Origin of the sequence: Pseudoalteromonas sp. SCSIO 43201, from assembly GCF_023716725.1 — a bacterium.
Lineage (GTDB): Bacteria > Pseudomonadota > Gammaproteobacteria > Enterobacterales > Alteromonadaceae > Pseudoalteromonas > Pseudoalteromonas peptidolytica.
In genome coordinates this window covers 2,591,130-2,617,996 of sequence record NZ_CP072683.1, presented here as the reverse complement: position 1 = coordinate 2,617,996, position 26,867 = coordinate 2,591,130, and the positions used below count along the sequence as shown (strand labels likewise).

Genomic DNA, 26,867 nt, shown 5'->3' with positions numbered 1-26,867 from the left:
CAGAATGCAATTTGCGCTTTGGCTTTTTATTTTTCTCAATGAGAGTGATTTAGTATGGTTGATTATGCCAATTTACTTAATTAAGCGGTCTATTTTGAGGCAAGAAAATCTTGTCGATAGCCCCGCTACCGCGTCCTACTATCGCCAAGGTACCTACCTCCCTGTAGGCAAGGCAAAAATTTTGCTATTTGCTCTATATGAGAAATTTTTAACGCAGCTAGCGTCAGATTTAATCCCTCAAATTGAGCAAGTATTGAGTTAAATTGGGATCATAATACATCCACAGCTTGTAGCGATTCGCTCTGGTAGCAGCCCAGTAAGCGTACAAACTGGGTATGATCTTTTAACTCTTCAAGTGCCACTTGGACTTGTGAGTCTGCAATATTGGCAAGCAAATCTACATAAAAAACTTCTTCCCAAGGGTTACCAGGTACTGGGCGTGACTCTAACTTAACCATATTGATATTATGCTGTTTAAATACCATTAGCGCGTCGGCAAGTGAGCCAACATGCTGTTTGGTGGCCATAATTAAACTAGTTTTAGTTGGGATTTGAGTGGACACTTGAAGTGCTTTTCTTGCGACCACAATAAAACGACTATGGTTTTCAGTTTGATTTGCAAGACCCGCCTTGACTACCTCAAGACCCATGTTTTTTCCTGCTTGAGCTGAGCCGATAGCTGCACTATTTGGATGCTCAGCCGCATGCTTTAACGCACTTGAAGTCGAGTCGCATGTTTCATGCTGAATATCGCCAAGGCCTTGAATGAAACGGCTGCACTGGGCAAAAGGTTGTGGGTGCGCATAGATTTTTTCAATAGCTTGTAACTCTGTGTCAGGCAGTGCTAGTAAGCAATGTTCCACGGTATGCGTTACTTCGCCCACAATGGAGACTTGCGCATGCTGTAGTAAATCGAATACTTCGTTTATGCTGCCAGAGCTGGTATTTTCAATGGGTAAAATGCCGAAATCGGCTTGGCCTTTTTCTACTTGCTCGGTGATTTGATCAAAGCTTTGGCAACCCATTTCCACAAGCTTGCCGGGACGACGGCTAAAATATTTATGGCATGCTAGTTGGCTGTAAGACCCTTGTCCGCCAAGGTAAGCAACGCGATGTGTATCACCTACAGCATCGGGATTTAAATTCTTTTGCAACATGGCTTGTTGGTTTAATACAGAGTCTTCTAAGATGGTTTGGAAAACGCTGTTTATGTAAAAAGCATCTAGACCCAGAGATTTACCATAGCGGATTAATTTCTCTAGCAGTGCTTGCTCACGCGCTTCATCACGGATTGGCTTATTGTTGGCTATTTTATATTCAAGCACGCCGTGACTAATGCGGCGGCGTTTTGCCAGTAGTATTAATAACTCTGAATCTATCTCATTGATGTCATGCCTAAGGGCATCTAATGTGTCTTGTGTCATAGGTCCTCACTCCCATTTAGCCAAAAAAAAGCCCCCCGATGTTGGGAGGCTTAGCTATTCTTTTTCACTCGCGAACAGTCAAGCCTCTTCACCTAAAGAAGCCAAAAAAGAAATATGCGTTGCGTGTGATGAAATTCATTTTTTCAAACCTTATTTTGAAATCGAATACATTATTAACATAGAACCAAAACGAAACACAAGTACTAGTTTGAATGTGGTGGAAAAAATTCTTAGGGGCTATCAATAGAGACACTTCATCTGTTTGACTTATATATAGGTTAATCAAACGTAACTTATTGGCGAGTCGAAAAATATTCTGATATATTCAGGCAATACACCACTACAAATAGAAGATAGGCTAACTTGTGGGTAATCGTCGCCCACCATCCAGATATGGTGCGAACTCCTTAAGTGTAAAATTATCGATGCTGATCTCGGCAATATGCCTGATCTCTGGCGTTTTTGCGGCCGCATTGATGCTAAAATCTGAAGAAAAGCAGTTAATCTACGAAGAATATGATGAGCTAAAACGTTTCAGCGCACAGGTTAACAGTCAGTTTTCAAGCTACTTAGAGTTAAAGTCTAGCTTAGCTGAGCAAGCAAATTCTGTTGTCGCCAAGCACCTTCTTTACAGCAGTGAAGACTTCTCTGGCGCGCCCGCGAATATAGAAAAGCGGGGTGATAACCTTGCAAGCACTGCAAGAAATGGCTTATCCGCTGCTCTGTATACTGATGGCAATGATTCACAAGCAATGCAAAAGCTCTTTTCAGAGTCGGAATTACTTTGGAATATACTCGCGCCTCCACTGTTACAAGATTTCTTTAACTTTTATCTTTCTACAAAAGATGGTTTTGTGAGAGTCGCGCCCCCAAATGCACTGCTGGCCAAAGACCCTCGGTTAGTCAATAACCAGCTACATAATTTGCCAATACTACATGCAGATCAAAACCCAACGCGCGAGGCCGTGTGGTCAGGCGCTTATTTTGATCGAGTATGGAACAAATGGGTGATCAGCATTTTGGTTCCACTTTATCTTGATGATACCTACATTGGTCTAACTGGGAGTGATATTGAATTAGAGACGCTACTTGAGAAACTTCCGCGCTCTGATCAACAACAAAATTTTATTGTTTTTGACAAACAGGGGCGCTTATTAGCTGCGCCTGGTTTACTTCAACCGACTGCTATCACTGGCAAACTCCAAGACTACACTGAGCTGCCCGAGGGGTTAAGCAAAATTGTACAAGCAGCACTATTCACCAAGCTACCTAATATTCAAGATGAATTTAAGCACAGGGATAAATGGCATATTATGCACGTTACCCATATTGCCAATTTAGATTGGTACATTGGTATATACAAAAAGCGTGCTTCTGCTATTTCAGCAATAGAAGAACTAAAGGTGAAGTTCTTTGGCTTGTTTATTCTTTACGCGATTTTTGTTGCGCTGTTATTACATCAAGTTTTATATCAATTGGTGCTCAAACGTATCAATGCGCTAGTTAAAGCGGTAAAAGGGTTCGGTCGTGGTCAATGGGATATGCCAACGTTGCCAAACACTGACGATGAAATTGGTCAGCTTAATGCCTCTTTTAATGATATGAGCGTAGAGATCAGGCAACTTGTCAACGGCCTAAATCAGCGTATTACCGAAAAAGAAATAGCCGAAAAAGCGGCAAACAGGTTATCTAAAGCAGTGGCTTTTTCGGGCACAGGGGTGGTGTTAACTAATGAGCATTTTCAAATTGAGTATGTAAACCCTAAGATGCAAGAAATGACAGGCTATGATGAACTGCATTTTATAGGCTCACCTCTTTTGAGTATTATTTCAAAAGACATGGCAATTTTAATTGATGACATTGATATTGATTTGCGCAGTCGTAACTATTGGCGCGGTGATACAATGCTTGCTGGTAATCGAGAAGCACCTATTTGGGTGAGTTTGAGCGTTTCGCCTATCCGTGAAGAGGGCGGTGCAATTTCAAGCTATGTTGCTTCAGCTCAAGATATCTCGTTTGTTAAAGAAAGCCAGCGCAAGATGGAGGAGCTTGCATATTTTGACACGCTAACGGGGCTTGCAAACCGTACCTTCTTCAGAATGCAGCTGCGCAAATCGATGGCGCTTGCAGAGCGCGGTCATTACGCCTTTGCTTTATTTTACTTTGACTTAGACGAGTTTAAGCGGATCAATGATACCTTAGGGCATGATGCTGGGGATCGCCTACTCCTTGAAGTCGCGACACGATTGAAAAAACGTCTTCGTGCCGAGGACACCATTGCAAGGTTAGGTGGTGATGAATTTGCGGTACTGCTCAGTGGTATTAATGAACGAGAAAAAGCCATGGACGTGGCAAATATTATTCAAAAAACGCTCTCACAGCCAATCAAATTGGGTAATAACGAGGTTATAGTCAGTGCGAGTATTGGCATAACAATGGCTCCTTTTGATAGCCAAGAAGAAGAGCAGCTCCTAAAACATGCCGATTTGGCCATGTATCAAGCCAAAGCCAAAGGCCGCAATACCTATCATTTCTATAGCCAAGATCTAGATGCCGCAGCAAATGAACGATTATATATCGAAAATGAATTACGTACGGCAATAAAAATGAAGCAGTTTACGCTGTATTATCAACCACAGGTAAACAGTGAAACCACTGAAGTGGTGGGCTATGAAGCGTTGATCCGCTGGTTTCACCCAATCGAGGGGGCTATCCCTCCTAGTAAATTTATTCCAATAGCAGAGGCTACAGGGCTGATAGTTGAGCTTGGTGCTTGGGTATTGGAAGAAGCCTGTCACTTTTCTCGTCGACTGAAAACAGCTGGTAAAATTGGCAATGTATCAATTAACTTATCAGCGCGGCAGTTTAAAGATGCACAGCTTATTAAAACGTTGTCGGATATTATTGAAAAAACAAAGATAGAACCAACGCAGCTGCACCTTGAGTTGACAGAAAGTATGTTAATGGGAGACGTCGAAGCAGCAATTGCTCAGCTCAAGCACATAAAATCATTAGGAGTGTCGTTGTCTATTGATGATTTTGGTACCGGTTACTCTTCGCTTAGCTACATAAAGCGCTTTCCAGTAGATATACTCAAAATAGATCGCTCATTTGTAAAAGATATACCTGAAGATCCTAATGATATGGAAATTACCGCAGCAATTATTGCAATGGCGCAAAAATTAAATTTACAGGTAATTGCTGAAGGAGTGGAAACCGAAGCTCAAATGGCATTCCTGGCGAAAAACAATTGCTATATTGTGCAGGGTTACTACTACAGCCCACCACTTTGTGAAGCCGATATATTTAAGTTCGTTCCTACGATATAGTTTATTGTGATTGTATTGGTCCGCTCACTAACTGCGATTGGTATCCATATTGCTTTGCTTTTTAGTTTGATAAGACTTGCACGCGATACACCGTACAAGTCTTAATCTATGTATTATAACAATTAACCGCCCGCGATTTTTACCTTAAAACCTTGACCCTCTAGAAGCTGTTTAAGCTTGTCTCTATCATCACCTTGGATTTCAATAACTCCTTCTTTGACTGCACCACCTTGCCCCATTTTGGACTTTAGCGTTTTAGCTATTTTTTTTAGGTCGTGCTGCTCACCATCAATACCCACTACCAACATGACGCCTTTACCTTTTCGGCCTTTTGTTTGCCTTTCAATGCGTACGGCACCATCTTTAAATACTTTTCCTTGTATTTGTTTTTTAGGTTCTTTTGTATCGATACGACCTATATCTGTCGAGTATACGAGTCTAGATTCTGACATCTAATTTGGCCTTATAGCTGGTTCTTTTATAAGATGATAACAAAAAGCAGATTAGATGTTTTTATTTTTTGCTAAATGCTTTTTAAGCGTTATATTTAAACTGGTGAGGGGAAACAAATCAAAATAATTTAGGAGCTTAAAGATGAGCTTAAGTAAAAATGCTTCTGCTGATGGTAAAACATTAACAATTCAAATCAGGGGAAAGTTTGACTTTAATCTGGTGCAGTCGTTCCGACAAGCCTATGCGGAAGTCAGCGATCAAACCGAAAAGGTAGTGGTCGATTTGCGTGAAACTGATTACATGGATAGCTCTGCACTGGGTATGCTGCTGAACATGAAGAAAACACTCGGTACTTCCGTTTCTAGTATTCATATAAGTAACTGTCGCCCTCAACTCAAAAAAATCCTTCAAATATCAAGATTTGATAAAAAGTTCGATATTGACTGATCACAGCAAGATTAAACCCTCATGAATATCTTGGTTGTTGATGATCAAATACTGAATTGCAGACTTCTCACGACAATGCTTGAGCAGCAATTTTACACTGTTTTTTGTGCTCATAATGGTTCTGAGGCGCTAAAAATTCTCGCGCTTCATGACATCGATATTGTCTTGTTGGATGTGTTGATGCCAGTGATGGATGGCTTTGAAACCGCGCCAAAAATAAAACAACATGCCGGAAATGTGTACTTACCAATCATTTTTATTACCGCATTGGAAGATCAAAGTAGTTTTGAAAAGTGTCTCGCTGTAGGTGGGGATGATTTCATTCACAAACCGTTTGATAAAGTCATTTTGTCGGCGAAAATAAAAGCACATGCGAGAACTCGAAGGCTTAGTCAACAAAGTAACGAACAAAAACGACAGCTTGAGTATCACTACAATCAAATCGAACGAGAGCATGAAATTGTCGAGCATATATTCAGTAATGCTCTAGCCCAACAGACAACGTATCCTGAGATATGCGAGTATCATTTATCACCAGCCTCTATGTTTAACGGTGATATGTTTTTAATGGCAAAAAGTCCGATGGGAGGATTTTATTGTCTACTAGGCGATTTTACTGGGCATGGACTTGCTGCGGCAGTGGGGGCATTACCCGCTTCAAGGATCTTTTATACCATGGTTCAAAAAGGGATGGCGGTAAGTGATATTGCCGTTGAATTGAATACAGCTCTGAATGAATTATTACCTGGGCATATGTTTTGCGCCGCAGCCATCATTGAATTAAGTAGTTCAGGTAAGAGTATTTCTGCTTGGATCGGTGGGTTACCAGATCTTTATCTTATTGACAGAAACGGCAAGTTGATTAAAACAATAGAAAGCCAGCATATGGCATTGGGGATACTGGACACAGAGGAATTTGAGCGAAACTTATTGCACTTTGAGGTAAACCCTGAACAACGTTTGGTCATGGCAACAGATGGTATTATAGAGTCAGAATCTGATAGGGGGGACATGTATGGAGAGAGAAGACTAAAACGTTTGCTAGCAAGCCGACCTGTTATTTCAACCGAGCAAATCATTTCTGAAGTGAGGGAGTTTACAGGAAGTGGGGAGCAGCAAGATGATTTAAGCATTGCAATCATCAACTGTGTGGCGAGTGAATCTGTGGCATCAGTCCCATCTCATTATTCAAGCCTTCCATTCAATATATCACTCTCCTTGGATGCACAGCAGATGAAAACAACCGATCCCGTGCTTGAGTTGGTTGATTTGTTAAGCGAAGTAGATGGTATTTCAGCACATCGCTCCAATATTTTCTTACTATTATCAGAGGCATATAATAACTCACTTGATCATGGTGTATTGGGTCTTGATTCAGAAATAAAAAATAAAGAAGACGGCTTTTTTGAGTATTACTGTCTCAGAGAGAGCGTTTTAAAAGAGCTGAAAGAAGCATTGATCATTATTTCTGTACGTTATAGCCCTGAAGAGCTTAAGTTGTATTTTTCTATTTGTGACTCCGGAAATGGTTTTAAAGCGGGCACACGTAATCAAGTGAAGCAGGAGTATAGTCATGGTCGGGGCGTAAGTTTGCTGGGGGAAATTGCACAAAGTGTCAGCTATAACAGCGCTGGGAATGAGTTAGAAATGGTGTATTCACTTACCTCCGAATCTATTTAAAGCAAACTCAGACGCTCTTTTATTATACTCATACCAAAGCTTGAAAACCGCTATAAAACTACTACTTTTGAGTTGGCAATGTGACACCAGCGTGTTAGTCTTGCATTAATTTCAATCTGGATGTTTAGATGGCTAAAATGTCACGTTATATTTCTTTAAGTGGGTTATCAATCCAACCTGAGCTTTTACAGCAGCAACTAGTCAAAGTAGATACATTCCTTGAGCAAAACACAAGTTCGGCGGTGTGGTCTTATCAAATCCCAGAGCTTGGTGAAGGAGGTAGTTGTAGTTTATTTGGCAACCTACAAGACACGCCTTTTTTATTGCAGGAATATATAGAAAAAGCTGAATCTAATGAGTATGCGTTGAGCAAGTTGCAAACAATAGTGTCGGCTGTGGTTGCGCATAGCGCAGTAGACTGGTTTGGGATCTATCAAGCTAGGGAAACTCAAGAGAGTAAGCAGCTGCTTAAACTGGCTTACCATGGTGCGCCGAGCAGACCACTATTTCCAATAACAGAGGCTTTTGCAGCAACGTCAAATAATATTCAAACGGTACTAAGTGCAAAGGCACGGGTAATTAACGATATACCGGCGTATGTTGCTAGGGGAGGGGAATATTATACGTGCGACCCTAAAGTTAAAGCTGAGGTGTGTTTGCCTTTATTTAATGAGCACGAGCAATGTATTGGTATTATTGATGCTGAAGCATTTACAGAGGCTTTTTTTGATGAGGAAATACTCGCGTTCTTGGCCGCTGCATGTATTCGCATCCCACAGTATTTACCAAAATGACCAGTCTATTTCTTTATTCAATTGGTAGCGTAGCAGCCCTAAGATAACTAGCACCACTTGATATTTTAGTCTGTAAACTTGCCTCTGCTTAGGTGCGGACAAGTTTACAAAAATGAATAAAATTCTAGATAAATATGGTAACTGGTAACAAATCTGTATGTTACCATCAACGCTATTGGAATCGGATGTCAATCATCCGAATTGGAATTAATTAAAATAAAAGAGATAAGCTATGTTCTCAGAGCTAAAACCACTCCCAACAGATCCTATTTTAGGCCTGATGGCCGCTTATAAGCAGGATAAAAACCCACAAAAAATAGATCTTGGTGTCGGCGTTTATAAAGATGAACAGGGAAATACACCTGTTCTCAGAGCGGTTAAAAAGGCGGAAGCGTTTCGTCTAGAAAACGAAACAACGAAAAGCTACATTGGTTTAGCTGGTAATTTAGACTTTTGTCAGAAAATAGAGTCTTTATTACTTGGGGAGCATAGCGCGCTGTTGGCAAACCGTGTACGTACAGCACAGGCACCTGGTGGCACTGGTGCTTTACGTGTCGCAGCTGAGTTTATTAAACGTTGCAATACTAATGCAACTGTGTGGGTGACTACCCCGACTTGGGCAAATCACATTAGCTTATTTGAAGCCGCTGGCTTGACGGTAAAAGAGTACCCTTATTATGACTATGAAAATAAAGGGTTACTATTTGACGAAATGATCAATGCGCTAAAACAAGTGCCCAAAGGTGATGTAGTGCTTCTTCATGCTTGTTGTCATAACCCAAGCGGTATGGACCTGAATCAACAGCAGTGGCAAACCGTGGCAGAGCTTGCAAAAGAGCAGGGCTTTACGCCTCTTATTGATATTGCTTATCAGGGCTTTGGCACTAGTTTGGAGGCCGATGCACAAGGGTTAAGAGCGGTTGCTGATCAGGTCGATGAAATGATTATCTGTTCTTCATGCTCGAAAAACTTTGGTCTGTATCGTGAGCGAGTTGGTGCGTGCTCTATTGTTGCCAAAGACAGCAATGTCGCTGATGTGTCGAATTCGGTAATGCTAAGCGTGGTACGTAGTATCTATTCAATGCCACCAGCGCATGGTGCAGATATTGTAAATACAATTTTAAGTAGTACTGAGCTGACGCAGATGTGGCATGATGAGTTGGATGAGATGCGTGGTCGCATCAATGGCTTGCGTACATTGATAAAGGAAAGCTTAGCGGCAAAAGGCGTTGACCAAGACTTCTCATTTATTGATCGCCAGCATGGTATGTTCTCATTCCTAGGAATAAACAAAGAGCAAATCGACAGGCTTCGTAATGAGTATGCTATATATATTGTAGGTTCTAGCCGTGTTAACGTCGCTGGTGTAAGCAAAGATAATATCGATTATTTTGCAGATGCTGTAGCAAGTGTAATTAAATAAGCTTTATTACGCGTGATAAAAAAACCGCAATTTGCTGCGGTTTTTTTGTGTGTAGAATTGCATGAATCGAATTTACTTTACGCAAATTTTACATGGAATAGATGCTACCGGAGACTAAATGTTATCCTTTTAAGCTTGTTTAATTTTAGTTACTTTATCTGAGGGATTTTCAGTCTCAACTTTACTTTTTGCACTGGCTTTTGTTGATACCTTGCCACCTTTTAATACGGAAACAAAGTCATCTTTTTGTTTTGCAATTTCAAGTGCTAGGGATTCGACTTGTTGTTCACTTAGTGGTACGTCTACCTTAGTCAGCATATCTTCTAGTGCCTCTGCGACATCTAACATTTTATCGTAAGCATCAGCCTCTTTTTTAGATGTGAAAGTCATACGCTCGACTCCATTTCTTTCAACAACATATTTGATGATAACTGCCATGGTTATTCCCCTTGTCACTGTTTTTATATACAGTAATCCTAAACTCCATAATACGCAAGTTATTTTGAAAATTTTTCAAGTTCGGATGAGTTTAGTTTGTTTTAATAACTTAAATTAAAACAGGAGGTTATCAATAATTTTTATTTATTGAACAATGAGTGGCTTTGACAAATCATAAAACACTGACTTTAGTTATATGGCCTTATTAATCATCAGTGAGAATGCAGGTGATAAATGAGGGATTGGATCTTTTCACACAAGGAGTGTTATTTATGTTGATAAAAACCATCACACTATCCATTTTACTTGCGCTAGGCCTTGGTCACTCTGTGACCGTTGCTAAACCTCCAGAGCAAGTCATCACAGTGCAATCACAAAACCACAGTGTATTAGACATTAACACAGCTGATGCGGATGCACTGTCAACTTTACCAGGGATTGGTATACATAAAGCTGAAGCTATTATTGAATATCGCGAAAAGCTCGGCCGCTTTAAATCCATACAAGAGCTGCTTGAGGTAAAAGGTATCGGGAATAGAATACTGGCCAAACTGGAGGGCAAGATAAAAGTTTGATAGAACAGGAGTATGCGGGCTAATTTTAGTTGTCCGCATACTAATTTAACTGTTTAGTCTACTTTTTGTGCTGAAGTAAACTCTGTTATTGCTTGTGTCAGTTTGGGTTGTCCAAAATAAATTTCTAGCGGTGTAGTAAGTAATGGGTAGATCAATCCTGCAACGAATAAGACAGGCAATAGGAGCCACCCTTCAAATACTACTAACGATGCAAAAAATGGAGTTAATAGTATTAATTTAGCGATCCGTAATAGCACCTTAGTTTTGGCATCAAGATGACTCAACGCGATACGTAAAATCATCTGTTTTTCACGGAGCTTAAATTCATCAAGTTGTGCTATTTGGCTTAACCTAAAATACATGAATTTGCTATCTCAACTTCTTTTTGTGAAATGGAAGAATAAAAACAAGATAAACACCGCGCTGTAAAATGCGAAAATGATTTCCATCCAACCAGGCATAGACAGTCCTGCAAAAGACCAATCTATATTACCGCAATCACCTGTTGCAGCAAAGAAGCTTGGCAGCCATTCGTGAAGGGGCATAAAAGATGGGAAATTAGGTATAAAGTCACAGGTGAAGGCAAATGGGTCTGTGGTTGTTTGCATCTCTATATGTTCGCGTGCAATCAAGAACCCCCAAATGCTTCCGACTCCCCACGAAGTAAATGCTAGGCTTCGCACGGCAAAATTACGCGGTGCTATCATACCGATTAAACCAGCAGCGAGTAACCCGAGCATCGCAAAACGTTGATAAATACACATGATACAAGGCTCTAACCCCATACCATATTGGAAGTAAAGCGCCACAGCCTCAAAAATAGCTGCTGAGAGCGCAAGCAATCCCCAAGACTGCTTTGAAAGGTGAAAAGATGCAATGCTCATTATGAAGAACCTCTTTTTGTTTTATTATGCTTTATCAGGCCCTATCAGAGCAACCTTCCATCGTGAGTGGGCGCTACCTTTGAGCGTTTTTGCGCTCAATTCTCAATATATCGGGTTGAAAAGAGCTTGCCAAAGGTCAACTAAGCGCTCAGCAGCACTAGTATCTGTTTCACCGCGCTCCTAAGGCATTGATATGTAGTGTAGCGCGCTTAATCATGGTGCCATTTACAATTACAGAATCAATATCGTTGTAAGCGCTTACTGACTTTAAAGGGTCGCTGTTTAAAAGTAGTAAGTTGGCAATTTTATTTACAGCTACACTGCCATATCTATCATCTAAAGAGAAGGCTTTGGCATTGTTTATGGTCGCTGCACTGAGCAAGCTAGCCAAGCCTACGCCAGCTTGGTGCATCATAGTCAATTCTTTATATGTAGATAATCCAGGTTGTGATGTATAGGTTGGTGCTGGCGGTGTATCCGAACCAAGTAGCAATGTGGCATCATTTTTATATAAGTAGTTAAGTGCTAACTGCCCTTGGGAAAAAATGCGTTTCAGCTTAGCGACTTTTTTCTGATTACTCATGCTGCCCCAACCTTGGTTCATTTCTTTAAAAAACCAACGACCAGGTTCACTTTGATACCAAGCAATCACAGGTGAAGGGAGCACAGTTTGATATTCTTCAGTGAAAGAGAATGTGCTGTCAGTTACTTTTGCCAATGAGTCCATTACAGTCAACGTCGGCTGATATGCAATGTCTTTTTCAATGATGCTATCAAGTACCGCTTTTACTGTTGGTGGCAGAACGTTTGTAGCTTGGTTGATATTAGGCGTTAACCAGTTCCAAAGACCATGAGCCATTATGTCAACATTGGCATCTACGGCAAGTTGCTGCATATCAACGGCATTGGCATGAGCCATGGAAGGTAATCCTATTGCCTTGGCAGACTCGGTCAAGCGCCTTGCATCACCTTGATAGATAAGCGGTATATTACTGTTTTCTCCAAAGCCATCTTCAAAGTAAAGTTTGGCACAACTTGCGCCATCTGACCTCATGCGCTCAAGCGGTTGACTACCTTGATGTGAATGTACCTGTGATGGCGTGAGTTCATGTGTTGGGTCATTATGCTGTGCAATAAAATAAGGTTTATGATGATGTAGCTTAGCGTAGCTTAAGCCTTCGGCGTTATAACCTTGATAAACTGGCATTGCACCGCAAAAAAAAGCATTCGGTGCAGGCACATTAGCCATAAAATCAGCGATGCCACTTGCTGTATTTGACGGATCGATTACTTGCGTCACGCCATAATATAGATAGTTTCTTCCTTGCCTTTGCAAAAACGCCTTTTGCATCTGTTTGGCGTTTGGATCTGAAGCGAGTAACCCAGGCATAGTTTTAAGGTGTACGTGGCTGTCGGTGAGCCCCGGAATAAGGTATTTATCTTTCGCATCAACGACAGTTTTTGCACGCGGTTTTTTACGTGCATTGGATACCTTAATGATTTTGCCATTTTGTATCGCTATCCAATGATTTGAAATGATATTCACTTGGTGCTTATCAACAGGGTTTAAAATGATAGCATTGTCAATTCTAAGGTCGACAGCTGCAAATAACGCATTAGAAAATAGCATGCAGTATGTCGCGGCAAATAATATTTGTTTTTTCATAATAAAAATTTGTTTGTGTTGTAATAGGAGTTACCGAGCATAAATTGGTTTACAGTTGTTGAACTAATTTTCATATAAATAAACTCTTAAATTTTTCTAAATTTAATTAAAACTATAATAATCAATAATATAAGGTGTTTTTGAGTTGAAAGATTTGTTACTAGGTAATTGGTTAGTTATGCCTAAGTTGAATCAAATTATTGAGTATCCCAACGGGCAAGAGTACACAGTAACGCCAAAAATGATGCAGCTGTTACTTGTTTTGATCGAGGCGGATGCACAGCCGCTTAGCATTGACGAGATCATTGAATTGGTATGGAAACCAAAAGTAGTGTCTGACAGCTCAGTTTACCAAGCCGTAGCACAGTTAAGAAAGATCTTAAACTCAGACCCACAACATAAAGAGTATATAGAGAGAATATCAGGTCATGGTTATAGGATAGCTCCGAATGTACTCGTCACTCAAAATAGTATAAACACTTCGGTAAAAAGCAGTCGTTGGATCTGGTTTGCAAGTGTCGGCTTTACATTAGCGCTACTGCTTGCGATTTTGACATCTATCTTTAACGAAAGTACTCGCAATAGCGCAGAGGATGACCCTTACTTTGATGAGGTTACGCTTGCAAAGCACTTATCTAAAAGCACTAATATTGCAGAATTAGAGCAAGCAAAAAGCCTTTATCAACAGGTGCTGTCTAAGCAAGGAGAAAATATAGACGCGCTAAGTGGGTTATGTAATGCCTATATGGGGCTTAGCTTATTTGGTGAAATATCAGAATATGAGTTATTGGCGCTATGCCGTCCTTTACTGGAAAAAGCACGCGGATTGGAAGAGAAAAATATTGAAGTTATCACCTCCTTGGCTCGATTCGCTGTAATAGAAAATAACGATATACAAGCACAGAAATATTTTATTCGTGGTTTTGAAATATCAATAGACAATCCGAGGTTATGGCATTGGTATGGACGATTTCTTCGCAAGAGCAATGACATAGAAGGTGCCGTAGTAGCACACCAAAAAGCGTATCGATTAGCGCCAAATGATGCCGTTATCGTTCGCGGTTTAGCCTACGCCCATCTAAACTTTAGAGACATGAGCTTAGCGAGGAAATATTTTGAACGCAGTGTTGCCATCGCACCCCACACCAAGAATAACCCACTTTACCAGTTAGACTTCTATCCTTTGAGTCAAAAGCGGGCGCTCCAGTACCTACAGTGGTATCGTGAAAATCATGTTGATCACAATAAGCTCTACCCAGCACAACAGCTAAGCCATATATTGATGTTGCTCAGCTTAGGACGTACACAAGAGGCTAATACGTTGTATCAGCAAGCCACACAGTTCACGGCCACTTCAGCATCCTTCAGACTATATGTTGAAGCGGGGGTGGCTTGGCAACAAGGTAATGCAGAAAAAGCCGAAACGCTTTTAAAGCAACGTTATGCGCTAGGCTCAAACGCCAAGCACTATGTCATGCCCTATGTGATGGCACTAATTGCGAACCGCAAATCTGAATTAGCAAAGGAGCTTTTTGAGCGTCATTTTAATGAAGTTAGCTCTTTGCTGGCACCTATTTCAGAGCATACTGGGCAGTACCTCATCTATGCCTTAATGCTAAAGCTCACGGAACAACAAAATAAGTATGAGAGAGTAAACACATTAATTTCGAATCACCTCGCCCAAGATAAGGTGCTTGACACCTCCTTGCTAGCGCTGTGGTTTACTATTAATAACGAAGAGCTCCGTGCTAAACAAGCACTCACTGATTTACTCAATGATGGTTGGCTTCCAGATTATAACGATAGCTTCTTTGCAATTGAGCTCTATTTTTCTCGCTTTACTGATCATGAGTTTAAACGTCAATGGCAACGACGTCTCAAGCGTATACAAGCCCAGCTGGAGGAGCGGGTAGAATAACCTACCTCGAGCAAAGTTATGGATGAACTTAAATCGTGGCTATCCGTTGAGGTACGAGACGTGTTACCTATATCTCAAAAAAGGCAATAAATACAGCGAGCCTTGTGCTGCTACTTCCGGAGATTATCTTTGCTATGTAGCATCAATTTCTGGCTTGGGTGATTTGTTGCTTGTTAGTTGAGCTTCATCTGGTACAATCAGTGGATTAACGAGCACAACCTGCCAATATAGGCATTGATGTAATAATAAAGTGGTGTGAGATGAGAATTTTCAAAGCCAAGAGCCCAGCTGGATTTGCTGAAGAATATATTGTTGAGTCAATTTGGAACGGCGAATTTCCTCCGGGATCAATCCTACCTGCTGAGCGTGAGCTTTCTGAACTCATTGGTGTAACTAGAACAACACTACGCGAAGTATTGCAAAGGCTGGCACGCGATGGTTGGTTGACTATCCAGCATGGTAAGCCAACTCGAGTCAATAATTTTTGGGAAACGTCAGGGCTAAATATTCTCGAGACACTAGCGCGTCTTGATGAAGATAAAATGCCTGAACTAACCGATCAGTTGTTGTCTGCTAGAACCAATATCAGCGCCATCTATACTCGTGCTGCTATCAAGTTTAACCCTCAACGTGTTATTGATATCTTATCCAAACATGCAGAATTAGCGGACACCGCCGAAGCATTTGCCGATTATGACTATCAGGTGCACCATGAACTGGCAGGCGCAGGTCAGAACAAAATTTATGTACTTATCTTAAATGGATTCAAAGGGTTGTATTCTAAGATTGGTTGTCATTATTTCTCTGATTCAAGAACGCGAGATCTCGCTAGACAGTTTTACGCAGACCTTACCACGTTGGCAGAAAACCAAGAACATGATGGTGCAATCTCTCTGATGCGTAAATATGGTCATCAGTCTGGCGAAATTTGGCAGCAGATCCGTGGTGATATGCCTGAAAATATCATGGACTAAATTAGTCACAGAATTATACATTAAAGGCTTCATAGTGAAGCCTTTTTTGATCTCAGGTGTTGGTTTGCAAGATATTTGCTACTTTTTCCGGCAATCGAATTTATAGATTGATGCTATCGGTTAATTCGATTGTTATTTCTGTTCCTACGCCAATACACTAGTCAAAGTTTTTGGTAGTAAAAAAGCACAAGGCACTTTAGTGAACGCTAAATGCAAAGGTTGTTTTTTTATAAGCATGCCACAATATTAAGTACCAGATGTTTTGAACTCGATAGAGAGACAAAACAAGATTGGAAATAAACCTAACTATTGGAGATAAAAATGGGTGTATTAGTAGGCCGCAAGGCACCAGACTTTACAGCAGCAGCAGTACTAGGTAACGGTGAGATCGTAGATAGCTACAACCTGCACGAGCGTATTAAAGGTAAAAAAGCGGTTGTTTTCTTTTACCCACTAGACTTCACTTTTGTTTGTCCTTCAGAGCTAATCGCATTTGACAAGCGTTACGAAGAGTTCCAAAAGCGTGGTGTTGAAGTTATCGGTGTTTCTATCGACTCTCAATTCTCACACAACGCATGGCGTAACACTCCAGTAAACGAAGGTGGTATTGGTCCAGTTAAATACGATCTAGTTGCTGACGTTAAACACGAAATCTGTCAAGCATACGACGTTGAGCACCCAGAGGCTGGTGTTGCTTTCCGTGGTTCTTTCCTAATTGACGCTGAAGGTAACGTACGTCACCAAGTAGTGAACGATCTACCACTTGGCCGTAACATCGACGAAATGCTGCGCATGGTTGATGCACTTGCATTCCACGAAGAGCACGGTGAAGTATGTCCAGCTGGTTGGACTGAAGGTAAAGCAGGTATGGACGCAAGCCCTGAAGGTGTTGCGAAGTTCCTATCTGAGAACGAAGGCGCACTATAATTTAGTGTCTGCTACGTAATATCTATAAGATATTAAAAAGAAACCCGCTAGTTAGCGGGTTTTTTTAATTGCTTTCGATTTCTCGGCGGCTTTCTCAGGGTAATACGTTGACTATTCGGCAGCCCTGCCTCTTTAGCAAGTGCCATGCTAGTTAAAATTAATGTACTGACTGAGCGACTTTATTAGTTGAATGCTTAGGTACGCTGCAAATAAGCTTATCACTGGAGTTGCTAGTAAACTCAAAAATGTAAGTTCATTAATCATTACGCTTTTCCTTTTCGTCTTTCTTGTTAGTATTTTCAGCTTGAAATGCTGCTTGCAATGATTGTTTGGTTTCGATTCTCAGCTCTTCGATGTTGGCCTTTATTGATTCACTGATCGCTTGTGATATTTTGCTTTTCACATCCTGTAGGATGGAGTCGTCTATTTCTGTAGCAGTAGTTGTCATGCTAGCTGTTAGTAGTAACGTAGTCATGGTTAGTTTCGCTAAAGTAGTCATAATAAGTTTCCTTGTAATTTGTTAGTCGCAATAACTGTTACAAAGGTTGTGCCAACGTGAATTTATTTTTTAAAGCTTTGATTTTTAAGTCAATTTAGTTTTCTATGAAGAAGTTAACGTAAGACGTTGGTGAATTTGACGAAGGTGACATAACAAAAATAACGAAGTTTTAGTCAAATATATAAAGAGGAGGTTGAGCTCGTAATGAGGCCGAATTAACGGCCAAAACTTGGATCGTCTGGTAGGTCGACAAGGATCAATACAGCACCTTTACCACCGTACTCTAACGGTGCTTGGTGTATCGCTAAGACATCAGGGTGTTGTACAAGGTATTGCGGCACTTTATGTTTGAGTATTCGCTCGCCAATGCCGTGAACAATGCAGGCACAAGCAATATGCTGTTTTTTACAAGCATGAATTAACGCAGCAAGCTCTTGTTTGACGGTCTCTTTGTTCAAACCGTGTAAATCTAATATCAGCTCTGGTGCATAATCACCACGCCTAAGCTGTTTAGCGAGATAGCGGTCAGCGCCAGCCTTAACATAATTAATAGTTCCCGAAGTATCGATGTCAGGAATATACTCGTCCGAAAAGTAAAACTCTGACTGTTGCTGCTTCACTTGTTGTTTCAGCTCTACACTCTGAATTTTTTTCGTTTGTTTGAGCTGCACCTGATCTTGCTTAAGAGGTTTTACACCATTCAAGGACTCGCGAAACATCGCGAAATCATCATTTAGGTCAGCATTAGTGTTAGATTCTTTGTTCATGGTGACATTTTAAATAAAAAAAGCATAAAAACCTAGCTTAAAAACCGCTACAATGTCGCCATATAGTTTGATCTTAGAGAATCTTCATGACGGAAATGTCACAACCACTAATCACCGACGAAATGGCAAATGAAGCGTTTCAAGACCTCCATACCATCCAAGACTGGGTACGATGGACTGCAACTCAGTTTGTCAGCAATGAGGTCTTTTTTGGTCACGGAACAGATAACCCGTGGGATGAAGCGGTAAGTTTGGTGCTGCCTGTGCTCCATATGCCTATTGATGCACCTAAAGAAATTATGCACGCCCGTGTGACGCAAAGTGAAAAATCTCACTTGATAGGCTACATTAAAGCACGTATTGAACAGCGTATTCCCGTGGCTTATTTGACCAATCAAGCTTGGTTTGCTGGTATGCCGTTTTATGTTGATGAGCGCGTATTAGTACCACGCTCTCCATTTGCAGAATTAATTGCAAAACATTTTTCTCCTTGGGTGGCATCGCCTAACAAAATAAACCGTATTTTAGATATGTGTACGGGCTCTGGTTGTATTGCAATTGCACTTGCCAAAGCATTTGAGCGTGCACAAGTAGATGCAGTAGACATTTCTTTTGAAGCTTTAGAAGTGGCTGATCACAATATCAATCAGCATATGATGCACGACAGAGTGTTTGCCATCCAGTCTGATGTATTCAGTGGTGTACCGGGCCAAAAATATGACTTAATCGTAGCAAACCCACCTTACGTTGATGCTGAAGACATGTCTGACTTGCCTGAAGAGTTTCATCATGAGCCAGAGCTTGGTTTGGCGTCAGGAGAGGATGGCCTTGACGTAACTCGTACTTTGTTAGCAGAAGCTGCGGATCATCTAAATGATGACGGTTTGTTATTTGTCGAAGTCGGCAATTCTATGGTACATATGGAACAGCAATTCCCTGAAGCACCTTTCACTTGGTTAGAGTTTGACCACGGTGGTCTGGGGGTCTTTGTGGTATCCAAACAGCAATTGTTGGAATACTTTAAAAACTGATAGGGAGCCAATGCTCTCTATCGTCTATTTTGGAATGAGGAAAAACGATGGCAGGCAATAGCATTGGCCAATTATTTAAGGTGTCGACCTTTGGTGAAAGCCATGGCGCTGCGCTTGGTGGCGTGGTGGATGGTGTACCACCTGGGCTTGAGATAACTGAAGCTGACTTACAAATTGATTTGGATAGACGTAAACCGGGTCAAAGCCGATACACAACACAGCGACGCGAAGGTGATGAGATAAAAATCCTTTCGGGTGTATTCGAAGGTAAGACGACCGGAACTAGTATTGGACTGTTAATTGAAAATACCGATCAACGTTCCAAAGATTATTCTAACATCAAAGATTTATTTCGTCCGGGTCATGGCGACTACACCTATTGGCACAAATATGGCCACAGAGATTACCGTGGTGGTGGACGTTCTTCTGCCCGTGAAACAGCGATCCGAGTTGCGGCTGGTGCGATAGCGAAAAAATATCTAAAACAAGCTCATGGCATTGAGATCAATGCTTGTCTTTCCCAATTAGGCCCTATTAAAGCTCAAACGTATGATTGGTCAGTTGTGGAAAACAACCCCTTTTTCTTTCCTGATGAGTCTAAGCTTGAAGCGTTAGATGAATATATGCGTACGCTGAAAAAAGAAGGTGATTCAGTTGGCGCGAAAGTTAAAGTTGTGGCGAAAAACGTACCTGTAGGTCTAGGTGAGCCTGTTTTTGACCGTCTGGATGCCGAAATTGCGCACTCCCTAATGAGCATTAATGCGGTAAAAGGTGTAGAAATTGGTGACGGCTTTGATGTGGTTGAACAAAAAGGTTCTGAGCATAGAGATGAGCTGACGCCGCAGGGCTTCACCTCAAACCATGCAGGTGGCGTATTAGCAGGTATTTCAACAGGGCAGGACATTATCGCGTCAATTGCGCTAAAACCTACCTCAAGTATCTCAGTCCCAGGGCAGAGCATTGATACCCAAAATCAACCGCAAGAGGTAGTTACCAAAGGCCGCCACGATCCATGTGTGGGCATTCGTGCCATCCCTATAGCGGAAGCGATGTTAGCCATAACACTTATGGATCATCTATTACGTCACCGCGGTCAAAACCAAGACGTCAATTTGCCGCACAAGCCCATTTCAAGCCATCTCTGATTTTATTCGGCGTCCTGGGGTTATTTGACTTCAGGTTGTTCTGGCACAGTGTTTGCTCTTCTTGAACAAATCAAGGAGAGCAATCATGATCACTTATCAATCTCACTTTGCAACTCGTACTGTAGAGTCTGCTTCGCAGCAGCACAGCCCTACCCAAACTAATCGAGCTAAATCAAGTGCTCAAGAGCAAGCGTATGTCGCGGCTGCGAATATAGCTGCACAATCTTCTCGTGCACTCGACCATAAAGTAGACGAGCCATTTAAATATGAAGTAGTGGAGCGTAATGAAACATTTCTCGAAAAAATGAGAGAAGCGGTAATGTTTAGCCGCTTAGGGGCAAATAAAGAGAAAATTGATGAATTAAAAGAGAAAATGGCAGAGCTTGAAAAGCTCGCAGCCGAGGGAAAAATTTCACCCGAAGAATTAGAAGAGCGTATGGCTGCATTAGAAGAAGCAATGAGAGATGCGGTAACTCAAGAAGAAAACAAAGCGAACAAGGACACGCTACTGAGTTAGTGAGGCTCAAAATGATAAAGGCCTCATTAGAGGCCTTTATCAGTGTTATAACTCAATACTGTTTAGCTATGGTAGTTTTCACACGCTTCAAGGGTGTTTTCAATCAAGCTAGCTACTGTCATCGGGCCTACGCCACCAGGCACTGGAGTGATAAAGCTCGCGTTTTGTTCCGCGATGTCATATTGCACGTCACCGACTAACTTACCTGATTCCAATCGGTTAATACCTACATCAATGACAATGGCACCTTCTTTAACCCAGTCACCCGGAATAAACTCAGGTTTACCGACTGCGACGACGAGTAGATCTGCACGACGAACGTGGGCTTCCAAGTCTTGGGTAAATTTATGGCAAACGGTTGTGGTACATCCTGCCAGTAGCAGTTCAAGTGACATTGGACGACCTACAATGTTTGAAGCACCAACCACAACAGCGTGCATCCCTTTATAACGCACACCGGTAGAGTCGAGTAGGGTAATGATCCCTTTTGGCGTACAAGGTCTTAGTGCTGGCATTCGTTGAGCAAGACGACCCACATTATAAGGATGGAAGCCGTCGACGTCTTTGTGAGGATCTATACGCTCTAACACTTTCTCCGCGTCTAGGCCTTCAGGTAGTGGCAATTGTACTAAGATCCCATCAACTTCAGGGTCTGCATTAAGCTCGTCAACAAGCGTGAGCAGTTGCGCTTCGCTCGTGTCACCTGGTAAGTCGAAAGATTTAGAAACAAATCCAACTTCTTCACAGGCTTTACGCTTTGAACCAACATAAACTTGACTCGCAGGATCCTGACCTACTAACACAACTGCCAAGCCTGGTGCTCTCAGACCTTGTGCCAGTCTCTCTTGAACTCGTTGTGCAACAGTAGAACGAACTTGTTTCGCGATAGCTTTGCCATCAATGATGTTTGCCGTCATGATTGACCTATATTAAGGGTTAAAAAACTTGAACGATGATAGAGCCTTTAAATTCTCCTATACAAGTACTTTTATTGAGTGATGACTCTGCTTGTAAAGAAAAATAATGGGGTTGCTCTATTTATATGTCCTGCTAATTAGTTTGATAGAGGACATTTGCCCGCTATTTTCGCAAAAAACAGCCAGCCCGCCAAGTTAGCATTGCGTAAAACCGGAGGTTTTCACAACTTGCCTAGGTAAGAGCGTATAAAATTTGATTAAGTCAGCTGTTTTATCAACAATTTGTGGTAAAATTAGGCAGTTGAAACAAAAACTAAAAAAAATATTTGACCTGCTGGGGGCAAATCACTATTATGCACCCCGTTGCCAACGAGGACTCACCGATAAAAAGGTTCTTAGTTCTCCAAGGTCACAGTCGGCGATTAGCGCAGCTTGGTAGCGCACTTGGTTTGGGTCCAAGGGGTCGCAGGTTCAAATCCTGCATCGCCGACCACTTTTAAAATAAGATAGTAGCATGAAGATGTTTACTCGAGTTTGCGCCCTTAGCTCAGCTGGATAGAGCAACGCCCTTCTAAGGCGTCGGTCGAAGGTTCGAATCCTTCAGGGTGCGCCATCTTATTTTAATCCACATGTAGTGGCGGCTGTAGCTCAGTTGGTAGAGCCCTGGATTGTGATTCCGGTTGTCGTGGGTTCAAGTCCCATCAGTCGCCCCATCTACATGCCAAAATTAGTCGGCGATTAGCGCAGCTTGGTAGCGCACTTGGTTTGGGTCCAAGGGGTCGCAGGTTCAAATCCTGCATCGCCGACCACTTCTACAAAATACTTATGTTCGGCGATTAGCGCAGCTTGGTAGCGCACTTGGTTTGGGTCCAAGGGGTCGCAGGTTCAAATCCTGCATCGCCGACCACTTTCTCTCTATCAGTATCTCAGTAATTTATTTCAAATTTACTAACTTTTAATCAATTAGCACCAATATGCCTAATTATTTAACCTGATTGCTCGACTCCGTCGTTGAATAGGTTATAATGCCGCGTCTATTAATTAACGTAGTGCCCGTAGGGCAGGCAACAAGCGTCACATGCAACGGAGAGTTTGGCAGTTTAGCCGAAGGCCTACAAAAGCATGATGGTTGTCTTGTTAGTAAGGAAGGCGCTTTGTCGCCCAAAAATGAAGATTGAGGTAAATCATGCAAGTTTCTGTTGAGACGACTCAAGGCCTTGAGCGCCGTCTGACCATCACCGTTCCTGCAGAGAACGTTGAGACTGAAGTTAAAAAACGCCTACAACAACTGTCAAAAACACAGCGTATCGATGGCTTCCGCCCTGGTAAAGTACCAGTGTCAATCATCACTAAGCGTTACGGCGCAGCTGTTCGTCAAGAAGTTGCTGGCGATATTATGCAGCGTAATTACATCGAAGCAATCATTGCTGAGAAAATCAACCCAGCGGGTGCACCTACATTTGCTCCTAAGTCACTAGAAGCTGGTAAAGATTTAGAGTTCGATGCAACTTTTGAAGTATACCCTGAAGTTGAGCTTAAAGACTTAGATAAAATTGCAGTTGAGAAGCCTGCTGTTTCAGTAACTGACGAAGATCTTGCTAACATGCTTGAAACACTTCGTAAGCAACACGCTACTTGGACTGAAAGCGACGCAGCAGCTGGCGAAAAAGACCGTGTAACGGTTGACTTCGTTGGTACAATTGACGGTGAAGAGTTTGAAGGCGGAAAAGCTGAAGACTTCCCTCTAGAGCTTGGTCAAGGTCGTATGATCCCAGGTTTCGAAGATGGTATCGTTGGTAAGAAAGCAGGTGACGAAGTCGTTTCTGATGTGACTTTCCCTGAAGACTACCACGCTGAAAACTTAAAAGGTAAAGCAGCTCAATTTACAATTACTGTGAAGAAAGTTGAAGTTCAAGAGCTTCCTGAACTAACTGACGAGTTCGCAACTAAGTTTGGTGTTGCTGAAGGTGGTGTTGACGCACTTAAAGAAGAAGTGAAGAAGAACATGGAGCGTGAGCTTAGCCAAGCGGTTAAAGCAAACGTAAAAGATCAAGCGATCAAAGGTCTTCTTGACACTAACGAAGTTGAAGTGCCTAAAGCACTAGTTGATCAAGAAATCGACGCACTTCGTCAACAGGCTGCACAGCGTTTTGGCGGCAACGCGCAAAACATGCCTGAGCTACCAGCTGAGCTTTTCCATGAGCAAGCTGTTACTCGCGTAAAAACTGGCTTGCTTTTAGGTGAAGTAATCAAAGCGAATGACATCAAAGCAGACGATGCAAAGGTTGAAGAATTAATCGAGACTGTTGCTTCTGCATACGAAGATCCAAGTGAAGTAGTTTCATACTACAAAACAAACGATCAACTTATGCAGCAGATGCGTAACGTAGCAATGGAAGAGCTTGCTGTTGAAGCTGTACTTGCAGCTGCAACTGTTTCTGATGTTGAAAAATCATTCGATGACATCATGAACCCACAGGCTGCTCAATAAGTCTTTGAAGAAATCATTGACTTCCAGCTAAGCTGAAGTTTAAATGGCTCGAGTTACTCGGTGAGAGAATTCGGGCCATTTTTGTTTTTACACCTTGATATTGAAGCATAAAGTACTTATATCTTGAGGCATGGCTTATTTTATTAGCTATACTTGATGGTATAAGACAAAATGTGCTTATCACAACGAGCTGTTAGAAATGCTCGTTCCATTTCGCTCAAAAAAGTATTAGCCTAAAACCGAATGACAGAATGTCTCTTGAGTCGCAAGCGATTTAAGTTACCTATTACAATAAGGCAACAAATTCTGTGCTAGTAAGGAATAAAAAACATGAATGATGGTATGATCGATCCAATCAATGCGTTAGTACCTATGGTCGTGGAGCAAACGGCTAAAGGCGAGCGTTCTTATGACATTTACTCTAGACTACTTAAAGACCGCATCATTTTTTTGACAGGTCAAGTAGAGGACCATATGGCCAACTTGATCGTGGCACAGATGTTGTTCTTGGAGTCGGAAAGTCCGGACAAAGATATTTTCTTGTATATCAATTCACCTGGTGGCTCCGTGACTGCTGGAATGTCTATCTACGATACAATGAACTTTATTAAGCCTGATGTTAGTACGGTTTGTGTTGGTCAGGCAGCGAGTATGGGAGCATTTTTGCTTTCAGGCGGCGCTAAAGGTAAACGTTATTGCTTGCCAAACTCTCGAGTGATGATCCACCAGCCTTTAGGCGGCTTCCAAGGTCAGGCATCAGATTTTGAAATTCATGCAAGAGAAATCTTGTCTATTAAAGAAAAGTTAAATCGTCTGATGGCTGATCATACTGGACAACCATACGATGTAGTTGCACGTGACACCGATAGAGATAATTTTATGACTGCTGACCAAGCCCTAGAATATGGCTTAATTGACGCGGTTCATTCACGTCGCGAACTGAAGTGATTAGTCGGTAACCAATGAGCATAAATCATTGGTTACTGCTATGCCAAAGCTTTTATTCTTTGGTATAGTTAAAAGAAATACGATGTTATCGACAGATAACAACAAAAGAATGAGGTAGCTGAATGTCAGACACTCCAACAGACGGCGATAAGAATAGCAAGCTGCTGTATTGCTCATTTTGCGGCAAGAGCCAGCATGAAGTTCGTAAGTTAATTGCCGGTCCATCTGTCTATATATGTGACGAGTGCGTTGAACTTTGTAACGATATTATCAGGGAAGAAATCAAAGATATTGCGCCTAAGCATGACGCGTCTGATAAATTACCTGTGCCAAAAGAGATCAGAAATCACCTTGATGATTATGTTATCGGTCAGGAGCATGCGAAAAAAGTGCTGTCCGTTGCTGTATACAATCACTACAAGCGCTTACGCAACCAAGGTGGTAAGGGTGATGTAGAATTAGGTAAAAGTAATATCTTGCTAATTGGTCCAACAGGTAGTGGTAAAACACTATTGGCCGAGACGCTTGCAAGACTTCTTGATGTACCATTTACGATGGCAGATGCAACAACGTTAACTGAAGCTGGTTATGTTGGTGAAGATGTTGAGAACATCATTCAAAAGCTGCTACAAAAATGTGACTACGACGTAGAAAAGGCACAACGTGGCATTGTCTATATCGACGAAATCGATAAGATTTCGAGAAAATCAGACAATCCATCTATTACCCGTGATGTATCGGGTGAGGGTGTACAACAAGCATTACTTAAACTGATTGAAGGTACGGTTGCATCTGTTCCGCCTCAAGGTGGCCGAAAACATCCGCAACAAGAGTTTTTGCAAGTTGATACATCGAAAATCTTATTCATATGCGGTGGTGCATTTGCTGGCCTTGATAAGGTGATCGAACAACGTAGTTCTAAAAATACAGGCATCGGTTTCGGTGCTGAAGTTAAGTCAAAAGATTCTGAGCGTTCACTGAGCGAAACATTTAAAGATGTTGAGCCTGAAGATTTGGTCAAATACGGTTTAATTCCTGAATTTATTGGTCGTTTACCGGTTGTTGCGACCTTGACCGAACTTGACGAAGATGCGCTTATTGAGATCTTAAACGAACCAAAGAATGCCTTAACAAAGCAATATGCAGCGTTGTTTAAGATGGAAGGTGTGGATCTTGAGTTCCGTGAAGACGCTTTGCGAGCGATTGCGCATAAGGCGATGGAGCGAAAGACCGGTGCACGAGGATTGCGTTCGATTGTTGAAGGCGTATTGCTCGACACTATGTATGAGTTACCTTCATTGGAAGAAGTCAGTAAAGTAGTTATTGACGAAACCGTTATCAAAGGAGAGTCAGATCCGATTATGATTTACGAAAACAATGGTAAAGAAAAAGCGGCATCTGAGTAGCTCAGAATTAAAATAAAAGGAGCCTAGTGCTCCTTTTTACATCTAAGTTAGGAGCTAACAAAAAGTATAAGGTAAACTGCGAGGCTAGCTCATGGTTGGTAAGCTAAATCAGTATTTTCCCTCACCAGAGCTTATACCAATTATGCTTAATACTTGCTCAATTTGAAGGCGTAAATCTGACGCTAACTGCGCTAAACATCTTCTATTTAGAACA

Annotated in this window: 24 protein-coding genes and 5 tRNA genes; 20 read left to right on the top strand and 9 right to left on the bottom strand. The window is 41.7% G+C overall.

The genetic code is table 11. The features are described from left to right. Window positions 1-269 precede the first annotated feature (269 nt). Window positions 270-1,424, bottom strand: a complete 1,155-nt coding sequence (pheA, locus tag J8Z24_RS11225) for a prephenate dehydratase (protein WP_125254099.1) — start codon at window positions 1,422-1,424, stop codon at window positions 270-272. Between the two features lie 365 nt (window positions 1,425-1,789). Between pheA and J8Z24_RS11220 the strand changes: the two genes are divergently transcribed. After that, window positions 1,790-4,753, top strand: a complete 2,964-nt coding sequence (locus tag J8Z24_RS11220) for an EAL domain-containing protein (RefSeq protein WP_252094691.1) — start codon at window positions 1,790-1,792, stop codon at window positions 4,751-4,753. A 122-nt stretch (window positions 4,754-4,875) separates the two neighbouring features. Here the strand turns inward: J8Z24_RS11220 and J8Z24_RS11215 are convergent, their stop codons facing one another. Beyond that, window positions 4,876-5,205 (bottom strand): SUI1 family translation initiation factor, encoded by a 330-nt coding sequence (locus J8Z24_RS11215; protein WP_176033647.1) that lies wholly within the window; start codon window positions 5,203-5,205, stop codon window positions 4,876-4,878. Window positions 5,206-5,347: 142 nt separating this feature from the next. On the opposite strand from J8Z24_RS11215, the gene J8Z24_RS11210 reads away from it, so the two are divergent. From J8Z24_RS11210 to J8Z24_RS11195, 4 genes are all read left to right on the top strand, one after another. Then, entirely contained in the window at window positions 5,348-5,653 is a 306-nt protein-coding gene (locus J8Z24_RS11210) for an STAS domain-containing protein (RefSeq protein ID WP_128731259.1), read from the top strand. A gap of 21 nt (window positions 5,654-5,674) precedes the next feature. After that, window positions 5,675-7,333 carry a fused response regulator/phosphatase gene (locus J8Z24_RS11205; protein ID WP_176033646.1) on the top strand — a complete coding sequence of 553 codons (1,659 nt, stop codon included), beginning with the start codon at window positions 5,675-5,677 and terminating at the stop codon, window positions 7,331-7,333. Window positions 7,334-7,461: 128 nt separating this feature from the next. Further along, the gene (locus J8Z24_RS11200; protein WP_252094690.1) at window positions 7,462-8,127 is read left to right on the top strand and encodes a GAF domain-containing protein; all 666 of its coding nucleotides are present in this window, start codon (window positions 7,462-7,464) and stop codon (window positions 8,125-8,127) included. A gap of 232 nt (window positions 8,128-8,359) precedes the next feature. After that, window positions 8,360-9,550 (top strand): amino acid aminotransferase, encoded by a 1,191-nt coding sequence (locus J8Z24_RS11195; RefSeq protein WP_252094689.1) that lies wholly within the window; start codon window positions 8,360-8,362, stop codon window positions 9,548-9,550. Window positions 9,551-9,679: 129 nt separating this feature from the next. Here the strand turns inward: J8Z24_RS11195 and J8Z24_RS11190 are convergent, their stop codons facing one another. Beyond that, window positions 9,680-9,988, bottom strand: coding sequence for a YebG family protein (locus tag J8Z24_RS11190; protein ID WP_125253516.1), 309 nt, complete (start codon window positions 9,986-9,988; stop codon window positions 9,680-9,682). A 272-nt stretch (window positions 9,989-10,260) separates the two neighbouring features. Here J8Z24_RS11190 and J8Z24_RS11185 point away from each other — a divergent pair, with 272 nt between their 5' ends. Next, window positions 10,261-10,563: a ComEA family DNA-binding protein gene (locus J8Z24_RS11185; RefSeq protein ID WP_128731985.1), complete on the top strand. Its 303-nt coding sequence runs from the start codon at window positions 10,261-10,263 to the stop codon at window positions 10,561-10,563. A gap of 53 nt (window positions 10,564-10,616) precedes the next feature. On the opposite strand, the gene J8Z24_RS11180 is transcribed toward J8Z24_RS11185, so the two are convergent. From J8Z24_RS11180 to J8Z24_RS11170, 3 genes are all read right to left on the bottom strand, one after another. Continuing rightward, window positions 10,617-10,925: a DUF6170 family protein gene (locus J8Z24_RS11180; RefSeq protein ID WP_125253518.1), complete on the bottom strand. Its 309-nt coding sequence runs from the start codon at window positions 10,923-10,925 to the stop codon at window positions 10,617-10,619. Between the two features lie 12 nt (window positions 10,926-10,937). Next, complete coding sequence (gene dsbB / locus J8Z24_RS11175; protein WP_128731984.1) at window positions 10,938-11,447, bottom strand: disulfide bond formation protein DsbB; 510 nt, start codon at window positions 11,445-11,447, stop codon at window positions 10,938-10,940. A 169-nt stretch (window positions 11,448-11,616) separates the two neighbouring features. Further along, the gene (locus J8Z24_RS11170; RefSeq protein WP_252094688.1) at window positions 11,617-13,113 is read right to left on the bottom strand and encodes an amidohydrolase family protein; all 1,497 of its coding nucleotides are present in this window, start codon (window positions 13,111-13,113) and stop codon (window positions 11,617-11,619) included. A gap of 145 nt (window positions 13,114-13,258) precedes the next feature. Here J8Z24_RS11170 and J8Z24_RS11165 point away from each other — a divergent pair, with 145 nt between their 5' ends. The 3 genes from J8Z24_RS11165 (at window position 13,259) to J8Z24_RS11155 (ending at window position 16,932) form a co-directional block, all read left to right on the top strand. Beyond that, the gene (locus J8Z24_RS11165) at window positions 13,259-15,031 is read left to right on the top strand and encodes a winged helix-turn-helix domain-containing protein (protein WP_252094687.1); all 1,773 of its coding nucleotides are present in this window, start codon (window positions 13,259-13,261) and stop codon (window positions 15,029-15,031) included. 260 nt (window positions 15,032-15,291) lie between these two features. Beyond that, entirely contained in the window at window positions 15,292-16,005 is a 714-nt protein-coding gene (gene fadR, locus J8Z24_RS11160; protein WP_125253522.1) for a fatty acid metabolism transcriptional regulator FadR, read from the top strand. 321 nt (window positions 16,006-16,326) lie between these two features. After that, window positions 16,327-16,932: a peroxiredoxin C gene (locus J8Z24_RS11155; protein WP_099641288.1), complete on the top strand. Its 606-nt coding sequence runs from the start codon at window positions 16,327-16,329 to the stop codon at window positions 16,930-16,932. Between the two features lie 256 nt (window positions 16,933-17,188). Here J8Z24_RS11155 and J8Z24_RS11150 read toward each other — a convergent pair whose 3' ends face one another. Both J8Z24_RS11150 and smrB read right to left on the bottom strand, forming a co-directional pair. Next, the gene (locus tag J8Z24_RS11150; protein WP_147391149.1) at window positions 17,189-17,431 is read right to left on the bottom strand and encodes a hypothetical protein; all 243 of its coding nucleotides are present in this window, start codon (window positions 17,429-17,431) and stop codon (window positions 17,189-17,191) included. A 215-nt stretch (window positions 17,432-17,646) separates the two neighbouring features. Further along, a complete protein-coding gene (smrB, locus tag J8Z24_RS11145; RefSeq protein WP_125253524.1) occupies window positions 17,647-18,198 on the bottom strand; it encodes an endonuclease SmrB in 552 nt (183 codons plus the stop codon). 95 nt (window positions 18,199-18,293) lie between these two features. Here smrB and prmB point away from each other — a divergent pair, with 95 nt between their 5' ends. The 3 genes from prmB (at window position 18,294) to J8Z24_RS11130 (ending at window position 20,891) form a co-directional block, all read left to right on the top strand. Beyond that, window positions 18,294-19,229 (top strand): 50S ribosomal protein L3 N(5)-glutamine methyltransferase, encoded by a 936-nt coding sequence (gene prmB / locus J8Z24_RS11140; RefSeq protein WP_147391151.1) that lies wholly within the window; start codon window positions 18,294-18,296, stop codon window positions 19,227-19,229. A 47-nt stretch (window positions 19,230-19,276) separates the two neighbouring features. Then, window positions 19,277-20,374, top strand: a complete 1,098-nt coding sequence (gene aroC, locus J8Z24_RS11135; RefSeq protein WP_147391148.1) for a chorismate synthase — start codon at window positions 19,277-19,279, stop codon at window positions 20,372-20,374. An 85-nt stretch (window positions 20,375-20,459) separates the two neighbouring features. Then, the gene (locus tag J8Z24_RS11130; protein ID WP_147391147.1) at window positions 20,460-20,891 is read left to right on the top strand and encodes a hypothetical protein; all 432 of its coding nucleotides are present in this window, start codon (window positions 20,460-20,462) and stop codon (window positions 20,889-20,891) included. Window positions 20,892-20,953: 62 nt separating this feature from the next. Here the strand turns inward: J8Z24_RS11130 and folD are convergent, their stop codons facing one another. Then, window positions 20,954-21,808 carry a bifunctional methylenetetrahydrofolate dehydrogenase/methenyltetrahydrofolate cyclohydrolase FolD gene (gene folD, locus J8Z24_RS11125; protein ID WP_125253528.1) on the bottom strand — a complete coding sequence of 285 codons (855 nt, stop codon included), beginning with the start codon at window positions 21,806-21,808 and terminating at the stop codon, window positions 20,954-20,956. A 416-nt stretch (window positions 21,809-22,224) separates the two neighbouring features. On the opposite strand from folD, the gene J8Z24_RS11120 reads away from it, so the two are divergent. The 8 genes from J8Z24_RS11120 (at window position 22,225) to clpX (ending at window position 26,653) form a co-directional block, all read left to right on the top strand. After that, window positions 22,225-22,301: transfer RNA gene (locus J8Z24_RS11120), tRNA-Pro, on the top strand. Between the two features lie 43 nt (window positions 22,302-22,344). Then, window positions 22,345-22,421 (top strand) — tRNA-Arg (locus J8Z24_RS11115). Window positions 22,422-22,445: 24 nt separating this feature from the next. Beyond that, window positions 22,446-22,521: transfer RNA gene (locus J8Z24_RS11110), tRNA-His, on the top strand. Between the two features lie 19 nt (window positions 22,522-22,540). Then, window positions 22,541-22,617, top strand: a tRNA-Pro gene (locus J8Z24_RS11105). Window positions 22,618-22,638: 21 nt separating this feature from the next. Further along, a tRNA-Pro gene (locus J8Z24_RS11100) sits at window positions 22,639-22,715 on the top strand. A 279-nt stretch (window positions 22,716-22,994) separates the two neighbouring features. Further along, window positions 22,995-24,299: a trigger factor gene (gene tig, locus J8Z24_RS11095; protein ID WP_125253529.1), complete on the top strand. Its 1,305-nt coding sequence runs from the start codon at window positions 22,995-22,997 to the stop codon at window positions 24,297-24,299. Window positions 24,300-24,629: 330 nt separating this feature from the next. Then, entirely contained in the window at window positions 24,630-25,247 is a 618-nt protein-coding gene (gene clpP / locus J8Z24_RS11090) for an ATP-dependent Clp endopeptidase proteolytic subunit ClpP (RefSeq protein WP_125253530.1), read from the top strand. 122 nt (window positions 25,248-25,369) lie between these two features. Beyond that, window positions 25,370-26,653 (top strand): ATP-dependent protease ATP-binding subunit ClpX, encoded by a 1,284-nt coding sequence (clpX, locus tag J8Z24_RS11085; protein ID WP_125253531.1) that lies wholly within the window; start codon window positions 25,370-25,372, stop codon window positions 26,651-26,653. Window positions 26,654-26,867: the final 214 nt, after the last annotated feature.

Coding starts and splice junctions, on each gene's coding strand:
- dsbB (WP_128731984.1), bottom strand. CDS start 11,447: ATGAGCATTGCATCTTTTCACCTTTCAAAGCAGTCTTGGGGATTGCTT.
- aroC (WP_147391148.1), top strand. CDS start 19,277: ATGGCAGGCAATAGCATTGGCCAATTATTTAAGGTGTCGACCTTTGGT.
- J8Z24_RS11185 (WP_128731985.1), top strand. CDS start 10,261: ATGTTGATAAAAACCATCACACTATCCATTTTACTTGCGCTAGGCCTT.
- J8Z24_RS11150 (WP_147391149.1), bottom strand. CDS start 17,431: ATGACTACTTTAGCGAAACTAACCATGACTACGTTACTACTAACAGCT.
- J8Z24_RS11155 (WP_099641288.1), top strand. CDS start 16,327: ATGGGTGTATTAGTAGGCCGCAAGGCACCAGACTTTACAGCAGCAGCA.
- J8Z24_RS11205 (WP_176033646.1), top strand. CDS start 5,675: ATGAATATCTTGGTTGTTGATGATCAAATACTGAATTGCAGACTTCTC.
- tig (WP_125253529.1), top strand. CDS start 22,995: ATGCAAGTTTCTGTTGAGACGACTCAAGGCCTTGAGCGCCGTCTGACC.
- clpX (WP_125253531.1), top strand. CDS start 25,370: ATGTCAGACACTCCAACAGACGGCGATAAGAATAGCAAGCTGCTGTAT.
- J8Z24_RS11200 (WP_252094690.1), top strand. CDS start 7,462: ATGGCTAAAATGTCACGTTATATTTCTTTAAGTGGGTTATCAATCCAA.
- J8Z24_RS11190 (WP_125253516.1), bottom strand. CDS start 9,988: ATGGCAGTTATCATCAAATATGTTGTTGAAAGAAATGGAGTCGAGCGT.
- smrB (WP_125253524.1), bottom strand. CDS start 18,198: ATGAACAAAGAATCTAACACTAATGCTGACCTAAATGATGATTTCGCG.
- fadR (WP_125253522.1), top strand. CDS start 15,292: ATGAGAATTTTCAAAGCCAAGAGCCCAGCTGGATTTGCTGAAGAATAT.
- J8Z24_RS11170 (WP_252094688.1), bottom strand. CDS start 13,113: ATGAAAAAACAAATATTATTTGCCGCGACATACTGCATGCTATTTTCT.
- clpP (WP_125253530.1), top strand. CDS start 24,630: ATGAATGATGGTATGATCGATCCAATCAATGCGTTAGTACCTATGGTC.
- J8Z24_RS11210 (WP_128731259.1), top strand. CDS start 5,348: ATGAGCTTAAGTAAAAATGCTTCTGCTGATGGTAAAACATTAACAATT.
- J8Z24_RS11180 (WP_125253518.1), bottom strand. CDS start 10,925: ATGTATTTTAGGTTAAGCCAAATAGCACAACTTGATGAATTTAAGCTC.
- J8Z24_RS11130 (WP_147391147.1), top strand. CDS start 20,460: ATGATCACTTATCAATCTCACTTTGCAACTCGTACTGTAGAGTCTGCT.
- J8Z24_RS11215 (WP_176033647.1), bottom strand. CDS start 5,205: ATGTCAGAATCTAGACTCGTATACTCGACAGATATAGGTCGTATCGAT.
- pheA (WP_125254099.1), bottom strand. CDS start 1,424: ATGACACAAGACACATTAGATGCCCTTAGGCATGACATCAATGAGATA.
- prmB (WP_147391151.1), top strand. CDS start 18,294: ATGTCACAACCACTAATCACCGACGAAATGGCAAATGAAGCGTTTCAA.
- folD (WP_125253528.1), bottom strand. CDS start 21,808: ATGACGGCAAACATCATTGATGGCAAAGCTATCGCGAAACAAGTTCGT.
- J8Z24_RS11195 (WP_252094689.1), top strand. CDS start 8,360: ATGTTCTCAGAGCTAAAACCACTCCCAACAGATCCTATTTTAGGCCTG.